Source organism: Bacillus capparidis (assembly GCF_017832095.1).
GTDB lineage: Bacteria > Bacillota > Bacilli > Bacillales > Bacillaceae > Bacillus > Bacillus gobiensis.
The window spans coordinates 166618-184958 of the sequence record NZ_JAFDST010000006.1 but is presented as its reverse complement, the minus strand read 5'-3'; the positions used below and the strand labels follow the sequence as shown (position 1 = coordinate 184958).

14 protein-coding genes are annotated in these 18341 nt (G+C 38.4%); 5 read left to right on the top strand and 9 right to left on the bottom strand.

Going from position 1 to position 18341, the window contains the following annotated elements:
* Positions 1-35: 35 nt before the first annotated feature.
* Positions 36-1253, bottom strand: a complete 1218-nt coding sequence (locus tag JOC74_RS20225; RefSeq protein WP_053602313.1) for a hemolysin family protein — start codon at positions 1251-1253, stop codon at positions 36-38.
* A 779-nt stretch (positions 1254-2032) separates the two neighbouring features.
* On the opposite strand from JOC74_RS20225, the gene JOC74_RS20220 reads away from it, so the two are divergent.
* On the top strand, positions 2033-3388 hold the full coding sequence (locus JOC74_RS20220) for a hemolysin family protein (protein WP_053602312.1): 1356 nt from the start codon (positions 2033-2035) through the stop codon (positions 3386-3388).
* Between the two features lie 33 nt (positions 3389-3421).
* On the opposite strand, the gene JOC74_RS20215 is transcribed toward JOC74_RS20220, so the two are convergent.
* The gene (locus JOC74_RS20215) at positions 3422-4021 is read right to left on the bottom strand and encodes a lysophospholipid acyltransferase family protein (protein ID WP_053602311.1); all 600 of its coding nucleotides are present in this window, start codon (positions 4019-4021) and stop codon (positions 3422-3424) included.
* Positions 4022-4238: 217 nt separating this feature from the next.
* Here JOC74_RS20215 and sigM point away from each other — a divergent pair, with 217 nt between their 5' ends.
* Genes sigM through JOC74_RS20200 form a run of 3 tightly spaced genes read left to right on the top strand, consistent with a single transcriptional unit; the run spans position 4239 to position 6074 of the window.
* Positions 4239-4730: an RNA polymerase sigma factor SigM gene (gene sigM, locus JOC74_RS20210; RefSeq protein WP_053602310.1), complete on the top strand. Its 492-nt coding sequence runs from the start codon at positions 4239-4241 to the stop codon at positions 4728-4730.
* The gene (locus JOC74_RS20205; RefSeq protein WP_211086300.1) at positions 4723-5793 is read left to right on the top strand and encodes an anti-sigma factor; all 1071 of its coding nucleotides are present in this window, start codon (positions 4723-4725) and stop codon (positions 5791-5793) included. The genes sigM and JOC74_RS20205 overlap by 8 nt, the downstream gene beginning before the upstream one ends.
* Positions 5784-6074: a hypothetical protein gene (locus JOC74_RS20200; RefSeq protein ID WP_053602308.1), complete on the top strand. Its 291-nt coding sequence runs from the start codon at positions 5784-5786 to the stop codon at positions 6072-6074. Before JOC74_RS20205 ends, JOC74_RS20200 begins: the two co-directional genes overlap by 10 nt.
* A gap of 55 nt (positions 6075-6129) precedes the next feature.
* Here the strand turns inward: JOC74_RS20200 and JOC74_RS20195 are convergent, their stop codons facing one another.
* Entirely contained in the window at positions 6130-6834 is a 705-nt protein-coding gene (locus tag JOC74_RS20195; RefSeq protein WP_211086299.1) for a MerR family DNA-binding transcriptional regulator, read from the bottom strand.
* A 149-nt stretch (positions 6835-6983) separates the two neighbouring features.
* Here JOC74_RS20195 and JOC74_RS20190 point away from each other — a divergent pair, with 149 nt between their 5' ends.
* A complete protein-coding gene (locus JOC74_RS20190) occupies positions 6984-7481 on the top strand; it encodes a DUF6022 family protein (RefSeq protein ID WP_053602306.1) in 498 nt (165 codons plus the stop codon).
* A 65-nt stretch (positions 7482-7546) separates the two neighbouring features.
* On the opposite strand, the gene JOC74_RS20185 is transcribed toward JOC74_RS20190, so the two are convergent.
* From JOC74_RS20185 to JOC74_RS20160, 6 genes are all read right to left on the bottom strand, one after another.
* Positions 7547-11077 carry a 5'-nucleotidase C-terminal domain-containing protein gene (locus JOC74_RS20185; RefSeq protein WP_211086298.1) on the bottom strand — a complete coding sequence of 1177 codons (3531 nt, stop codon included), beginning with the start codon at positions 11075-11077 and terminating at the stop codon, positions 7547-7549.
* Between the two features lie 138 nt (positions 11078-11215).
* Positions 11216-12274 (bottom strand): PQQ-dependent sugar dehydrogenase, encoded by a 1059-nt coding sequence (locus tag JOC74_RS20180; RefSeq protein ID WP_225970321.1) that lies wholly within the window; start codon positions 12272-12274, stop codon positions 11216-11218.
* 365 nt (positions 12275-12639) lie between these two features.
* Positions 12640-14073 (bottom strand): MDR family MFS transporter, encoded by a 1434-nt coding sequence (locus tag JOC74_RS20175; RefSeq protein WP_053602304.1) that lies wholly within the window; start codon positions 14071-14073, stop codon positions 12640-12642.
* A gap of 766 nt (positions 14074-14839) precedes the next feature.
* Positions 14840-15916 carry a glycosyltransferase family 4 protein gene (locus JOC74_RS20170; protein WP_053602303.1) on the bottom strand — a complete coding sequence of 359 codons (1077 nt, stop codon included), beginning with the start codon at positions 15914-15916 and terminating at the stop codon, positions 14840-14842.
* A gap of 50 nt (positions 15917-15966) precedes the next feature.
* Entirely contained in the window at positions 15967-17055 is a 1089-nt protein-coding gene (locus tag JOC74_RS20165) for a glycosyltransferase family 2 protein (protein ID WP_053602302.1), read from the bottom strand.
* A 46-nt stretch (positions 17056-17101) separates the two neighbouring features.
* Entirely contained in the window at positions 17102-17821 is a 720-nt protein-coding gene (locus tag JOC74_RS20160) for a glycosyltransferase (protein WP_053602301.1), read from the bottom strand.
* Positions 17822-18341: the final 520 nt, after the last annotated feature.

Genomic DNA, 18341 nt, shown 5'->3' with positions numbered 1-18341 from the left:
CGGGACGAGTATGGTCTTTAAGGGTCAATTTATGCTTACTGCTCGTTCATACGGGATAGATTCACCCGGCTTCTTGAATTTCGCTGATTTAACATCAAACCTCCAATTGCATTATGCTCTTCTTCTATAAAATTCGGCTGAGACTCAATTGTGCCATCTAAGATGAAAGAATCATCTGTTTGTTTCTTAGTTAACAATTCTTCGTTCTTATTAAATTCATTACTGCTATCGCCAACAATTTCTTCGAGTATATCCTCGATCGTAACAAGTCCCGCCGTTCCTCCGTATTCATCAATTAAGATGGCCATTGGAATACGTTCCCGCTGCATCCTTTTTAATAATTCACGAAGAGGTATGTGTTCGTTAGCTTCGATGACAGGACGTGTATAATCTTTTACAGAAAGCCTGCTGACTTCATCATCGCTCATAAACATTAAATCGATAAAAAGCTGCTTCGTATTCAGCATTCCGATAATATGATCCTTATCACCATTTTCAACAGGATATCTTGTGAACTTCTGATGCGAAACAGTTTTCAAAACATCAATTATGGACATATCATTTTTAACGGCAATCAATTTCGTTCTAGGTATCATGATATCTTTTGCAATTTGCTTATCGAACTCAAATATTTTATTTACGAATTTATATTCAGATGGATTAATTTCCCCGCTTTTTAAGCTCTCGGATAGAATTAATTTTAATTCTTCCTCGCTATGGGCTTCATGCTCAGAAACCATCTTCAAACCGAATATTCCTGTTAAGAGCCTGGCAGACCCGTTTAACACCAAAATGACAGGGTACATCATGATATAAAAAAAATGAAGCGGACGAGAAAACCATAAAGTAAGCTTCTCTGATTTTTGAATCGCAAGCGTTTTTGGTGCCAGCTCACCAATCACGACATGTAAAAATGTAATCGCGCCAAAAGCTGTTCCAAAGGTAATAATGCTGACAAGCGAATCCGGAAGGTTCATGTAACCAAATAAAGGACGAAGCAATCTTTCAAAGGTAGGCTCACCCAGCCAGCCAAGGCCTAATGCTGTGATGGTAATTCCAAGCTGGCAGACTGACAAATATTGATCCGAATCCTTCGTTATTTTCTTTGCAAGTACTGCCTGCTTATTGCCTTTTGTAACGAGCTGATCGATCTTGGAACCTCTTACTCTAACAATTGCAAATTCTGATGCGACAAAGAAAGCTGTTAAAGCAATTAGAATGCCAATATAAATCAGATTATCTATATCGTCCATTTCGTCTTATCCGGATGGATAAATCGCCACCTCCTAAAGGAATTCCATTCTCCCAAAAAGCAGATGTCCCGTTTCTGGTAATATTGTTATCCAGAGGGCCCCATCGTACCACCTCCAAGACAAAATATGTACATAAAAGCTCCAATCAATATCTAAAGCTATTCCTTATATTTTAGCACAAAATTTCAGAATATTAAGTTTTTAATTTAACTTTATGTACGGCTGGCGGATATAGACATTATGGATATTTAACTTTTTTATGATCTTTTTTTAAAACTGTTCTCTTGTATAATCTCATTACAATATATTAAACTATTCTCATAACTATCACGTTGTTCGGATAAGGAGGGATTCAGGTGGGGCTGAGAAATATCGTTTCGGCAGGCTGACAAAAGAAAGCAAAATACAGCAATTGTCTAATCTTGTATTCTTAGTAACTGGCAGCATGTTTACTAAGCTGCTACTACGGGAAAAATTTGCTTTAAACAGCTTCAATTTGTTGTTTGCCGCAAGCAGCAGTGAATGGCCCCGTCCGAATTCAAATTGAGGGTGAGGTGCCAAATCTTCTCAACTCAATTAAGATGAAATTGATCGCAATTCAACTAATAGCTTTTTTAGATCTATTCATATTCGATTTCAACGGAAGAAAGACAAATGAAGCTTTCTTCTATATACATCGGCCATTCAATTTTTATACCGCTGTTTAAGGCAAATGATTTTTAATCTTTCATTAAACAGGAGGTGTTTCCTTCATTCTGACTAAAGAATGAAGGCACTAATTGGAAATAGTTAATTTGATAATAGTCGCTATACTTATAGCTTTTACTGCGTTTTTCGTATCTTCTGAATTCGCGATTGTTAAATTGAGAAGCTCCAGAATCGATCAGCTGATAGCAGAAGGTAACAAACAGGCAATTGCAGCCAAGCACGTAACGACTCATCTTGACGAGTATTTATCTGCATGCCAATTAGGCATTACGGTTACTGCTATGGGTCTAGGATGGCTCGGGGAACCGACAATTGAACGAATGCTTTTGCCGTTATTTGAGCATTGGCATTTACCAGAATCTGTTTCGCATATTATTTCGTTCGCTATCGCTTTTGGCAGCATGACATTTTTGCATGTTGTCGTCGGTGAACTGGCGCCTAAAACGCTTGCCATCCAAAAAGCGGAACAGCTGACTCTTGTGTTTGCAAAACCATTGATTTGGTTTTACAGAATCGCCTTTCCTTTTATTTGGATATTGAATGGTTCAGCTCGTTTGTTATCGAGGGCTTTCGGATTAAAGCCTGTTTCAGAAAACGACATCGCACACTCAGAAGAGGAACTTCGCATCATATTGTCTGAAAGCTATAAAAGCGGCGAGATCAACCAATCTGAATTTAAATATGTAAACAAAATATTTGAATTTGATGACAGGCTTGCCAAAGAAATTATGATTCCGAGAACGGAAATCAGCAGTCTTTCAAAGGAAATATCAATAGAAGAAATGATGTCTCTAATTAAGGAAGAAGGATATACCCGCTATCCGATCGAGGATGGCGATAAGGATAACATTATTGGCATCATTAATATAAAAGAGGTATTAACGGCATGTATCAACGGCGATGCATCGAAAGAAGACTCTATCTCGAGTTTTATCAATCCGATTATTCATGTCATTGAAACGGTGCCAATTCATGAGCTGCTTCTCCGCATGCAAAAAGAACATCTTCATATGGCAATATTGACGGATGAATACGGAGGAACAGCAGGCCTTGTGACCGTGGAAGATATCATCGAAGAAATTGTTGGTGAAATCCGGGACGAATTTGATATTGATGAGATCAATGAAATTCGCAAGATTGAAGACGGACATTATATCCTTGATGGAAAAGTTTTAATTAATCAAGTCAACGAATTATTAGGAATTGAGCTTGAAAATGAAGAAGTAGACACGATAGGCGGCTGGTTCTTAACCCAAAAATATGATGTGACTAAAGGTGACTCCATTAGTGAGCAAGGATTTGAATTCATTATAGCCGAGATTGACGGACATCATGTCGCTTATGTAGAGGTAAAAAAGCATTCTGAAGATGATGAAATCGAAACAAAGAAAGAAGAATATATAAAAGCGCGTGAACAAGAAGCTTAATGTAGAAAAAGACACCGTTACAGGTGTCTTTTTCTACATTTGTTGAAGCTTTTTCTCAAGCTCCTTTATTCTCTCATTTAAAACATCCGTCATCATTGATAGCTTTTCTTTTTGCTTATATTCCGCAAAATCTTCCGGATAAATTGGTTCTCCAATAATCAGTTGCATTTTCCCTTTTTTGAATAAGTCTTTTTCATTCGAAGGGCCGCTGTAAGCTGCCGGAACGAGCGGACTTTTGCCAAGCTGGGCAATCGTAACGGCTCCTCTTTTTAACGGAACGTCCTCTGATGTTCTCGTTCCACTGGGAAAAATGCCTACTACCTCTCCCTTTTTTAAAAGCTGAATCGGGGTTTTAATGCTGCTCGGTCCGGGATTTTCCCGATCCACCGGGAACGCATGTATACTCTTAAGAAAATTTCCGATTAGACTTTTAGCAAAAAGCTCTTTTTTTGCCATATAGTGAATTTCATAGGGTATAATGCCAACCCCCAGTGCTATGACATCTACCCAGCCGGAATGTGTACATGAGATGACAAAGCCTGAATCTGTGGGTAAATTTTCTTTTTGATATACTTTAATGCCTCCGCGTAATCCTAGGATTAGCTTTAAAGCATAGACACAGAATTTATACATAATGCACGTCCTTTTTATAAGATTCATCGTTTGATAAATTCCCATTCATATTATAACAAATATTTAATACCTGGTACTAAAAAAATTAAAAATTTAAATGGACTTCATTTTTCTTTCATGCCATTTGATATTATAATAAAATTCGGCTTAAAAATCTTTATTCAGGTGCAACTTCGTGCCTTCCTTAAGCGTGTATTAAGAGAGGGGAGACAAGGCAGTGACGATCGATGAGATTTATCAACTTTATATGAACGATGTTTACCGTTTCCTGCTCTCCATGACCAAAGATAAACATTTAGCAGAAGACTTATTACAGGAAACCTTTATAAGAGCTTATATACATATTCACTCTTATGACCACAGCAAGGTAAAGCCTTGGCTTTTTCAGGTTGCAAGAAATGCCTTTATCGATTATGTAAGAAAACATAAAAAAGAGGTTACCCTTTCTGATGACATTATTTCCAGCCTGTTTCAAACCGCCGTTAAGAGCCCGGCACATGAAATTGAACTAAAGGAAGTTTTGACAATGTATATGGCCGAATTGCCTCAGAATTATAGGAAAGCCTTGGACTTGTATTATTTAAAAGAATTAAATTATAAAGAGGCATCAAATGTTATGAACATAACAGAAGCCAACTTTAAAAGTATATTATTCCGGGCAAGACAAAGGCTGAAAGCATTATACAACAGAGGTGTTCATGATGAATGAAGAGTTAAAAGCACGATTTGACAAATACAAAAATGGCGAAATGACAGAAGAAGAAATGGTTGAATTTGAAGGCGAGCTTGAAAAGCTGGAAACCTATCAAATGCTTCTGGACGAAGAAATGTTTGATGATCCAAACGAAGCTTCCATCAGTCCAGAGAAACAAAGAGCAATTCTTCAATATGGAAAAAACAAATCATATTTACGTATTTCCGTACTTGCCATTATTACAACATTAATGATTCTTCCTGTATGCACGTTGGGCAGCTATCTGTACTATGGTCTTGGAGGCAATTCCAGCAAAGGCAGTGAATTTATTCATACTGCAGCGATTACCCTTTCACTTACCGAGCCAAATCTCCAAATTGATACTGCAAATATTAAGAGCAGAGTAGAGCTGTTTGGTATGAAGGCAGATTTCCCTTTGCAAAGGCAAGTCGGGAATGAGCAGAAAGCAGCAGGCCATGAAGAAATAGCACTGCTGTTAAATCGAATCAAGAAGCCGAATAAAAGCTTTTATTATCAAGAAATTAATGATAATGACCGGATTTTCATTCACCCATCGAAAAAAGAAAAAAATGCTGTAAGAAACGCAGAATCCATTTTAAAACAACTGCCAGATGGAACGGTATCAGAGGCTTTCCTATCATTTGACCAAGCATACTCGACAAAAGAAATATATGAGAAGCTAAAAAAGTATGACATCCGGGTGATCTGGAAAGCAATCGAAACAGAAGCCAATTCGCAGGACCGACCTTATTCAAGGCCCATTGGTTTTCCTGGAAAAGATTCTGCCGCTATAACAACAATGACCAATCAGGTATCACAATCAGAGGATCAGCAATTCGAAAGTGCTCTTGCTTATATAACAGAACACCATAAATGGGCGGAATCAATAGCTGACCGCAAAGACTTAAACTTGAGTGAACGGCTTTCTTACATTAAACAAAACGGAGTTAATGTCTACGGAGTGGTTGTTACAGGCCCAACTAGAGAAATCGAGCATTTAATCCAGTCAGAGCCTATAAATGCAGCGAAATTGGGTGAGGTGGAATTATGGAATTAGTAAAAATATTTAAAGAACATAATGTATTTGGCTGGATATCCTGCGGTACAGCAGTCATTTCCCTGCTGCTATTGAATTTGGCCATTTTAAGTGACGTCACCTACTATACATTTCAAGCGATGCCATTCTCCATGGCAGCCATTCCATTAGGCATAATCGAACTAATTATAAAAAAAGGAAGAACTGGCCCCGGTATCTTAGGCATAATTCTGAACGTATTTGTTATTGCTTGCATATATACGATCGCTTCGATAAACATTAATTTAAATCTAACTTTTTAGCAAAAAGAGAGGGATTTCGCATCTCTCTCTTTTTTCATTCCTAAATTTCGTATTGCTAATACAAATTTAGCATTTCACATAAACGATAGAAATGAAACAGTCCATATAATTGTTCCTGATTACGCTTATTCAATTGCTTTTGAATATCAGAAACAATTATTTTCGCTTTATTAAAATCCCCTCCATCCAAGTTTTTCATTGCTTTTTTTAACTGCATAATCTCTTGGGAATAAACAGCGTTTTTCGTCGTTTTCATTAATAAAATTTTGATCATTTGAAACCTGTCAAATAACCGATAGTTATTATTTTTGTCCCGTATTGAAGTGATCAAGCCCTCTTTTTCCCAATACCTCAGAGCGGAAGCAGGAATTTGTGTTTTGGTGGATATGCTGCCAATTGTCATATACTTTTCCATTCTGAACTGTTCTTTAATCATATTTTCCAACATAGTTATTGCTTTTTCTGTTGTTTTTTTGTCCTCGTAAATAGCTGCTTGGGCTTTATTAATGATCCAGAGAGCAGAGTCCAGATCTTTCAGTTGTATGCTTTTAAGCACAATAGATGTAATCTCCATTCCAAATCCAGGAGACATAGCCACAATACATTCAAAATATGCAACGTGTTCCTCAGTATAAACGCGATAACCAGTGGATAATCTTTTGGGAGGAGGAACCATTCCCCGTGCTTCGTAATTTCGTAAAGAACTTGTGCTTATTTTCAGCCTTTTTGCTATATCAGCCGGCCTTAATTTATTTGACATTCACTGCCCTCCCCTCGATTATGAATACCTTTATATAAAGTTTTCTATATACATGACTATTATTTCAATGGATATTTTTCAAAACTTTAGCATTTGCTTTAATGTTGTACGATTGGTATGTAATGTAAAAAAATGACGGAGGGATACATATGACAATAGTAAATATTAAGCCTGAGATGTCAATTGAAGAGCTGGGACGAGAGCTATCTGGTTATATAGAAGAACACTGGAAAAAAGTCCTGGAGGAAAATATCGATGAGTTCAAATCACTATTTCCTGAATATGAAGACGCAACGTATGGCATGTATTTAGATAAGCTTATCCCGCCAGTTTGGAATGAGCTGGCGAAAAACGGCTTTCATTCTGCAGAAGAAGTTAAAGAAAATGATTTTGTAATTGCTGGCTGCTTAAACTTTAGGAATTCAATTGAAAAAGCCAAGTGGGGAACACCAGATCATGAAATGCGTGTATTTTGGATTGTCATTCAGAACAAACAGAAAAATAAGATCGGCACTATTATTTTTGAGATCTCTCACTCGCACGTACAGTTTGATCTCCCTGCACCGCCAACGATTACTGCATTTGCAGGTATTGAAAGAAAAGAAATCACTGCGAAAATTCACCAGCTAAAAGAAAGGACTAATTAAGTGAAATTCACGATGATTAGAAATGCTCCGGAGGATACCGGTCCAGTCCGGAGCATGAAAATAACTTAAGATGTCTTTCTTCTTATTAGTAAAATAGATCCGCCACCTGCTAATAGAAGTCCTAGTAAGATAAAGTGATAGGTTTCAGTTGCTGTATCAGGTAACTCATTCTGATTATTTCCTGAATTCGCCCCCACTGGTTCCGGGTCTGGCTGCGGATTCGGGCCTGGCTTCGGATCCGGGCCTGGCTTCGGATCCGGGCCTGGCTGCGGATCCGGGCCTGGCTGTGAATCCGGGCCTGGCTGTGGATCCGGGCCTGGCTGCGGATCTGGATCTGGCTTCGGATCTGGATCACAGCCACAGGTTGTCAATTTAACGATTCTGCCTTCAGCCTTATAATTAATCGGTCCTGTAAAGCTTTTTGCAAAATTCACTGTAGCCTCTATATCTTCAGGACCAGTTACAGGATTTTTTCCGAGCTGGCCGATTGGAAGATACTTAGAGCCTGTTGCTGTTTGCATAAAGTTATTTACTGTTACAGTATATGTCTTTTCAGGATCAATCGGGTCTCCATTCGGCATAGTGATTTCCGTTACTTTTCCAGTAACCGTGCTCCATTTGTATTTAAATCCGCTAATGCTGTAGTCAGGGCCATACTGTGGCGAGATTTGCGCATTCATAATCTCAGTAAGGTCCTTACCTTTTATCTCCAGCTTAACGAGCACGTTGTTAAATGGCTGAACATTAAAGAGTTCTCCCCATGTAATGTCACCTTTGTCAATGTTTTGACGGATTCCTCCACCATTCATCAGCGCAAAGTCAGAATTCATTTGCCAGCGCATTCCGTCGGCAATAAAGTTCCCTAAAGCATTATCACCGTCATTGGAATAACCGCCTGACATCCCAATGTCTGTCGTACCTACCACCTCATTAATGATTGGCTCAACCTGTTTTCCATAGTTTTCAAGAATACTTGCAACTGCTGGATCCGGTTCGATTTTTGACTGGTTGACAAATTCAATTTCTGCTTGCTTCTTCACGATATCTTTTGTTGCAGGATCCAATTCTAAATCAGTAATTCCGATTGCTTTCCCATACTCATTCGCTTGCACGATGAGTTTGCCATCGACGAGGCCATTCGCCACCATATGGTCATGTCCGCCAAAAATGACATCTACCTCATCGTTAACGCTTCTCGCCAAATCAGCAGACTCACCCACGATCTCATTCCCATTTTGCTTAGCAGTCATATGGGCTAAAACGGCAATCGCTTCAACTCCCTGTCCTTTTAATTCATTGACAGATTCATTGATTGCTGCAGCTTCGTCAGTGAATTGAAAATTTTTTATTTCCTCTGGCATCACCATTCCGGCAGCGGACTGTGTAACGACCCCGATAAAGGCGACTGGAATCCCATCAACTTGAATAATTTTATAAGGCGGCAGATAATCCTCTCCTGTGTCCTTATACTTACAGTTGGCACAAACAAGCGGGAAATTTTGCCCGTCATATCCTTTAGTCCCCTTGCCTTCAGGATGCTCTCCTCCATTAAGCATCCGCAAAAGCTCATTTGTGCCTTCGTCAAATTCATGGTTTCCTACTGTCCCTACGTCAAATCCGATTTCTTCCATAATTTCAACGGTCGGTTCATCCTGAAACAATGATGAAACGGGTGAGCTTCCGCCAATCATATCTCCTGTATGAACGATCAGCGTATTCTTTTGCTCTGCTTCCCTTTTCTTAAGATATGCCGCTGTATAATCCATCCGCCCAAAGGTTCCAGGAAGAGGATTTCCGTTGATCACCGGATCCTTAAACACCTGATCAATTTTTCCATGAAGATCGTTCATACTTAAGAGTCTTAAAGGGACATTATCATCTTCAGGCTGGTCTTGTTTTGCCTTGTAGCCTGCACCTTCAGCCTCCTGTGACGAAGCAAAAAACACGCGGGTTTCGACTGCTACTTCTTTAAATTGTTCCGGCTTAACATATGTCTTTGTGGAAGAATCGCCCACATATCGTAAGAGGCCTTTCCCTTGTTCCCTCGCTCTGAATTCAAACGGCAGCTCCTGCAAAGGATCTTCAGAATTCCAGATTCCAAGCTTATTTTCTTTTGCTTCTTTCACTGCATCTTGATAGAGCTTGTAATCCTCTTCGTTATCTACCGGCCATATAAAGTAAGAAACAGCTTTCCCTTTTTTGACTAGGTCTAAGTTCGTGTTTAATCCGTCGCTTTTCCGGATAACCTGGGCGAGCAGCCTGCCGTAGTCATCCTTTGTTTCTTTCCCTACTTTAAGGGAAACTTCATCACCAGGTTTGAGAATGGAATTCAAATAATCCTTTGCCTGATTTCCGTGGCGCAGCTGATTCTCATCCATTTCATTTTTAGGAGTGTGATAGGTTTCAGGTGTATCAACATTTACATATCTGACTGTATCCGCTCCTAAAACAGGAGTTTGCAGCTTGATCGTATCTCCGTCAACAACACGTTCTACCACTGCTTGATAATTATCATCAGGTCCCGGAGGTTCGGGTTGTTCAGCCAAAAGCTCAATGTCCCCGGCCTTTCTCGGCAATACTTGATACGAATTGTATTGTCCTAAAATACCGGTGAAATCATACCACTTGCCTTCCTCGATTGAATCAATGGCTCCGGTACCTTGCATAATTCTCAAGGTAATACCCTCTAATTGATCATTGATAATTGCAACGCTGTATCCTCCACCTGCTGCAGAAGATGGTTTTTTATCGACATAGCCCCTGACTTTAATAAGCTTGCCTTCATATGGCTCGGCAGTTTCACTTGCCAAAAGATCATGAATGGGTAGTGAAACTGGTGCCGGAAGTGCGTTTCCGCTTGAAATAACCTCTACTGATTCCGGAACGATTTCAGTCAGTTTATTATACTCGGTGATCTTTCCGGAAACGTTAACCTTCATCCCTTCTTTTAATTCAGGAAAAGTCCCTTGGGATAAATTGAACACGTTTATTCCGCCGGTTTTGTCCTGTATGTAAGAGGTATATTGACCCGTATTTCCGATGGCTTTTGAATCAGTCGTTACAATCCCCTGCACTTGAACCGTTTGGTTTTGCTTTGTTTTAGCCTCGTCAATATTAGTGATACCGGTTTCAGGAGGCGGCGCTTCTCCCCCGTCATCTACAAATTCTATCGCAGACGGACTTTTCAAACCGGGAATTGTAAAATACGGCTCTAACTTCCCGGTAATTTTCACTTTTTTCCCAATATTACCCGGATTTGCTGCTAGCCCGAATTGATCTCTATATCCTGCAGTAAGCTGAACCGGAAGAATCCTTGCAGTGTCCGTTTCGTCTTTGCTATCTGCAATGGCAAGATTATAATTGTCTTTAAATGGCGGATCCTTTTGAATCGTTGTTTTACTTACCGTATACCCAACAATATAGCCTTCAACAGTTCCTTCCCCTTGATTATTGCCTATTGCATCGGCAACTGATAAGGATGTTTCCGATTGTACCTCTGCATTTGCCGCAGGTACAACATAAGAAAGAGTCCCCGGTACAATTAATGCCAGAACCAATAGCAGCCTTACAACAGGCAATTTCGTCAGCCTCTTCATGTTTTTCCTCCCTTTTTTTCATACAAATAAAAAATATCATCGAATTGTGTAGAAATAGTATTTTAATTGTAAAAATAAAGTTATTTTGAAAAAAAGAGACTAATGACACTTATTTTTGGCAAAAAAAGCGGATTACATTTATGGCAATGCAACCCGAACGAGGCGGTCATCTGTTTCACCCTTTGTTCCTCTTCCATCTCCATTGTTTGTAATAAAATAAAGATGATCATCTATGATTTTTACATCTCTGATCCTTCCATAGCCATCCAGCCATTTGGAAACTTCAGCTGTTTTCGGATCAATGGTATAGATCCCTTCTCCTCTAAGAGCGGACATATATATGGTATTAGCATCTGCCTCGATTCCTGATGGAGCCCAAGTCGTTTCACCCGATTGGACAAGCGGAGCCTGCATTCCTTCTTGTGTTTCGTCTCCTTCTATTAACGGCCAGCCGTAATTTTTACCAGGTTCGATTTTGTTGATTTCGTCGTGAGCAGATTGACCATGCTCCGAACTGTAAAGATCATTACCGATCCATGCCAACCCTTGAGGATTGCGATGGCCATAGCTGTATACCGGGTTTCCGGAAAATGGATTATCCGCCGGGATGTCTCCGTTTAACTCAACACGAAGAATCTTTCCTGCCACATTGCCGGGGGCTTGTGCTGAATCCGGAACACCTGCATCCCCGGTTGTAATATAGAGCTTTTCATCAGGTCCAATTGCAAGCCTGCCTCCATTGTGAAATGTAGCTCCCGGAATATCAGCCATAATGGTTTCCGTTTCCGTCCAAGTTCGATCCTCAAGCTTTACTTTAACCACTCTGTTCTTCATTTCATTGTTATCCAAGTAGCTATGATAAATAAAAGCTTCACGGTTTTCACCAAAGTCTGGATGAAGCACGAATCCTAAAAGTCCGCCTTCCCCTACTGCATGAACCTCTTCCTTAAGCTGAAGCTGCATTTGTTCAACTTGACCATCGATAACCGAAGATATCGATCCATTTCTCTCCGTTAAATAAAATGTGCCATTGAATCCAGCAATATTCCACGGGATATCTAAATGCTCGGCAATAACCTCGTTATCCGGTGATTCAACTCCTGGTGCGGTTGTTTCACGGGGCTCCTCATCCGGTTCATTTTGGGAACAGCCCGTCATAAGCAGCAACAATAAGAGTAACGACAGCTTCTTATACAAAAAAATCCCCCTTTTAATAGCCTGTCCGATTTTTCTTCCTTTTCTTCTTCCACATGATTATGGGGATGTCCTCTAAATGAGACGGAAGATTCGAGAGATTTGATGAAAAACTAATCTTTCAAGCTCCAGATTTTCTGCGATTTTCGTCATGCTGGCAATGGAACTATAGAATACGGACTAACACGGTTGTCATTATTTATTCATCCCATCGATAGAATAAAAAAAGACCCTTAAAGGGCCTCATGATTTAGCTAAATTGACATGTTAAGAGATTATCACATTGTTTTCTTCTAGAGAGTTAGTCGTTAACGTCAAGTTGCTGGAGAAGTTATGCTTATTCACATAAGTTCTTTTCAATACAACAATTACTTAGTTTCAACCTGTTTCTCTCTCTTTAAAGTAAGTGCTAATAAGAAAGAAACAACAGCAAAAACCAGAGCTGCATAATAGACAGAATGAACTCCTTTTGTCATGCCTTGTATTTTGAGAATCATTTTATTCGCTTCAGACGACTCTTCAATAAAGTGTTGAGATGTCATTGTCATTACACTTGTATAAAGAGCTGGACCGATGGCACCTGCAATTTGATTAATTGTATTCGAAATGGCTGAGCCGTGAGCGTGCAGCTCTTTCGGAACTTGGTTTAGTGCCAGCGTCATAACAGGTCCAACGGTTAGTCCTACGCCAATCGTAAAGAAGGCATATAAAATCATAGCTTCCATTGTGGTTGTTTCACTCGAAATGCGAGTAAATAAACCTAATATAAAGAGTAAAAGAACTAAACCAACGATTAGGAGCGGTTTAAAGCCAATTTTATCAAATAATCTTCCCCCTATCATCGCGGTGAAGGCGAGAGTTATTCCACCAGGTAGCATAAGTATTCCGGTTTCTAAAGGAGATAACTCAGCAGCCGTTTGAAAATAGAGAGGTAAAATAAGCATCATCGAAAACTGGATCATCATGATCAAAAACATCAAAAAGATGGACCGAGAAAAAATAGATGATTTAAATGGCTCCATACTAATCAGAGGAGATTCCATCTTTGTTTGTTTTTTCACAAAAACAGCAAGGGCTATCACTCCAATAGCAAGTGTAATCCATACAAATGGATTGCTCCATCCAGAGCCTTCGCCAGCTACACTAAACCCATACACGACTCCTCCAAAACCTAGAGTAGAGAGAACAACAGAGGGAATATGAATGGTCGGTCTAGAAGTTTTCAACACGTTTTTAAGTTTATAAACGGCAAACAATAATATAACCACTGCTGCGATAAAAAGTCCTAAGAAGATAATGCGCCATGAGTAATATTGAATGGCTAAACCTGAAAGTACAGGTCCTATGGCCGGCGCAAATAAAATTGCTACTTGAAATATCCCAATCACTGTTCCGCGCTTATGTATGGGTACAAGCGTTAACATCGTACTCATGACTAATGGTAAAACAATGCCTGTTCCTAGGGCTTGAATCATTCTGGCTATTAACAGTACCGAAAATAAAGGCGTGATAAGAGCCATAAACGAACCAACTACATATAAGCCCATTGCTGTGATAAACAACTGTCTAAGCGTAAATCTTTGAATCAAAAAGGCAGATATGGGAACTGATATTCCAATAATCAGCATATATCCCGTAGTTAGCCACTGAGCGGAACTTGTACTAACATGAAAATTTGAAATGATGTTTGGTAAGGCAACATTCATAACCGTTTCACTTATTAAACATAGGAAATTCCCTAAAATTAAGATGAAGAGAATAAGTTTACTTTCCCTGCTCATCTTGTCTTCACTGATTGTCATAGTCTTTCTCCTTCTGTATAGATATCGAGTAATAAAGTCAAAGCTTGTTTTTATTAATTTTTTCTTTATCTCCATTTGACAAACCCATATGAAGTTTCGGCATGCCACGAGCAACAAGTCGAATAGACGACGCTAACAAACACGGGTGACGTTTTGTCCGTTCACTTTCCGGACGATCCGCCCATTTGTGATAACAGCTTCGGGGAAACATTCATCACTTTGCACATCTTCTCTACACAATTTGAAGCGATTCTCCTAGATGAATGAGAAAATTACCAGTGGTCTTTCGCGAAGAAGTGTATAGCATTTTTTTATAATGGCATTCTCCTCCTCCAATTCACGAATTCGCTTTTGAATTGACCCTCTGATATTCTACTTGTTTTGGTCGATCCTCATTTGTACCGTTCTTCTTTTGAAATCTTCATCATACGTTTTTCTCTCATGTAGACACCTCAAATGTTTATTTAGTTTATCATAAACTATGTTAACTTTTTTAGTCTAATATCATTACTCATATTCATACAATTTGATTTCCTTTAATTAGTACAACTTTGCTTAAAACAAAGGAGGTTGCTAGGAGGCTGACTCTTCACCTCTTACAACCCTCTCCGAATATTTTCTTATAAATCAGCAAGAACTGATAAATTACATCTTCAATAAAACAGGCTAACGCGTATGTCAGCCTGTTTTGTTATTTGATATTCAGATAGTTCGGGTCCTTCAAAATACAAACCATATGAAGCAGAAATGCTTGCGGACTCCGCAATTATTCAGTCACACCCAATGCCGTAAGCATATTTATAAAATTATGGCTGTATTGATCATGGCTAAAATTTGTACTTACATGGATCAATCCATTGGAGCGTATATATTCTCTTAATTCCACATTGGTCATTAAATCAATCGCTTCTAAAACTGCTTGCTGTACATTCCCTAATATATAATACTTTCCAGTTTGGTTGTAAATAACAGAGCTTTTCACACCGTCAGAATTCGTCGTTAAAATCGGACACCTGCAGCTTAAAGCTTCCAGGGCTGAATAGGGAGCGCCCTCCACCTTGGATGTCATACATAGAAAACCACCTGAGTCTCCGATTATCGAAAAATACTCAGCCATTTTTGCATTTGGAATATTTTCAAAGATTGAAAGATTATTTACTAAGCCTAACTGATATATCAATTTTTCAAATTCTATGCGTTCATGAGGAACAGAAAGCGTTTTGTCTTCAAACATATATAACTGTATATTCGGGTTAAATTGATGGATGAGCTGATGGCCGATGTGGAGGAATTCTCTCCAGTTTTTATTATCTTCAATCCGGCCAATCCAAGCGATGATTGGATGTGGAGCTTGTGGGAGCTTTTGATAACCAAATTGACCTGTATCGAAACAATTATTGAAGCTGAATTTTGGGATCGCGGGAAATAATTCGTCCATCAAATCTACAATATGCGGAGTTTTAGGATTGAGTAACGCATTTGCATGACTGTTGATTGCGGGACTGCCGTTAGTGAGGAATTCTCTTGCAAATTTTTTTGAACCTAGACCTTGAATTTCTATAATTAACTTTCCTTGATAGCCTAAACTTCTGAATAATGGCAGAATATTATAATCAGAGACGATAACAATAGCACTATATTGTCCATTGTCTAATATTTCTTTAATCATTTTTGGATCTTTTCCAATAAAAGTAGGACCATCAAAGTGATTGACCATATCTCTCCTAGTTTCATAATACAGACAATGGCAGTTGATATTGAATTTTTTCAAAGCTGCACATCTCTGACGGTTCAAAGTTTCAACCCCGCCGCTTGGTATATAAAAAACAAATAATACGTTCATTCAATTCCCCTTAAAGGAGCCCACCTCCAAAAAAATATGAGTTTTCTTGTTTAAGCCTTCCTGTAACCGAGACTATTCGAAATGTTTAACATATTAATTAATTTGGTTAGACATAAACTATCTTTTAAATTATAACCTTTTGAATATAGTAATGTGATGGCGGTCGATGTCGTATTCATATGATGCGAGAGGTTTAGTTCTGCTTCAGAAGTTTCTATCACTCTAATTCTGACATCAGTTATCCCCATATTTACCAATTTGTTTCTTACCTGATGCGTACAGTCTAGTATGATTAACAAGTAGTGAGAATAGTATTGTTCCAATAGATTTTCTATATCTTCAAATGTTTTATCATCGAGAGTGAATACAGGAAAAAGAATGGTTGTTTCGTATGGTATCCCTCTTCGTTTACGAGCTTTATCTCTGGCTGAATTAAACTGGTCCCGCCACCAGCGATGCTTTATATCATCAGTATGAATCTGTCTCGAAAGACTTAATGGTGAATGAAATCTGTAACCCATCAGATCTTCTGCTACAAATTCAATATCACAAATTTCTGAGAGACGCAGCCAATATTCATAATCCTCGACTGGCTCGAGATAATATCCGCCGGTTTGCTGTGCATAGATTTTTTTATACATAAAGGAGGTTCCAATAAAACCGGCATCCAGCATGTCTTCTTTCTTACAATTTCGTTGCCATTCACGGAATCCATCTTGTTCGGATTTGCTATACTTGCAGTTCCCGTGTTCATCTATATGATCAAAACAACTATAATCAAGTCCAACATTTGAAGGTGCATTTATTAGTTTTTTACGGAGCTTTTTTATAAAATCAGGATATAAAATATTATCACTTGATCCCCATGTTAAATATTGAACCTCATCTATAGTAAATAAGTAATCAAATCCAGTGTTCAGAGCCTTTGAAATTCCCTCGTTGACCGGCTTTTCAATAATTGTTATTCTTGGATCATTTTGATAAGAATAAATAATGTTCCTCGTCTCTTCATTTGCACCATCAATTACAATTACTAGATGAAATTTTTTGTAAGTTTGTTGGAGAACTGAATTTAAAGCCAATATTAAATAATGAGGATCTTGGTTATAAACCGGCATTACCATTCCAACGTCGTTCATTGTATTACCTCCGAATTAGTGATTCACTTTTATTAAAAATTCAAAATTAGTTATGCAGGTCCATTTCTTTAGTAATTAACTTACCTATTGCACTATCATACCTTTGTTTTATCATTTCAAATTCTTTAATTAATATCTCATGAAACCTTTGAGTTCCCATCTGATTGTGGATTCGATATTTAACGAGCGCTTCATGCATATAAAAGAATTCATAATGCTGCACGGCACGAAGCCAAAAATCGTAATCCTGTGTAAACTTTAATTTCTCATTAAAAAAGCCAATTTCCGAGAAAATCTTTTTATTCATCATGACAGTGCAGCCATTAATCGGATTTGAGACTAGTAAAAATTGCAAAAAACTAATTTTATCCATAAAGTATTTACCTGCAAATTCTGAGAAAACATGGGTATTTTCATTAATTAACGAAAAATTTGTATAGCTAATAGGGGTATTTTTCTGTCTCATGAAGTTTAGTTGTTTTGATACTTTATCTTTGTAATATAGATCGTCTGAGCTTAACCAGGCGATATAATCCCCTGTTGCATTCAAAATTCCTAAATTAAGAGCACTCGCCGTGCCTCCATTTCCCTTTTCCACATATACGATCCGTTTTAAAAAGGGAGTTAATTTTTCCGTATATTCAGTCGACCCATCGTTTACGACAATGACTTCAATGTTGGGATATGTCTGGTTTAATGCACTCTCAATCGCTTGGTCGATGTATGGGCAATTGTAGAATGGAATTACAATAGAAACCCTTGACATAAATGTTCTCTTCTTTCTAATAATATTTTGATTTGAAAACCAAAACTTCTCTGCTTTAAGCCAACTCACTTGCCTAATGACTTATTTATTAGGTTTGATTGAAAAGGAATTTCTCTTGTGAATACGATACGTGTTTGAAAAAAATTTCAACGTTATGTCATTCTTCTTCCAGGTCTTCGTTTTAGGTGCTAGAAAATCTTGTCGGGTCTGACCTCTCTTAATAAGCGATACAATATGTTATATGATAGATAAAAAAAGGATAGGGCTATTGCCATCTTTTCAAATTGTTTCTCAAAGGATTGAATGATTAGTATTAGTGGTCATGTACACAAAAAGGATAGATAGATCTAGAGTGAAAGGAAGGAATCGCTATGGAATATAATAATGAAAACATGAAGTCAAAAGGGGAGAAAACAAAAGGCTAGCCAAGAGGGACAAAAACACATAGGAGAAGATGTAGAGAACGCCAATCAAATTGCTAAGAAAAATGGAAAGAATATAATCAAAGATGCAACGAATG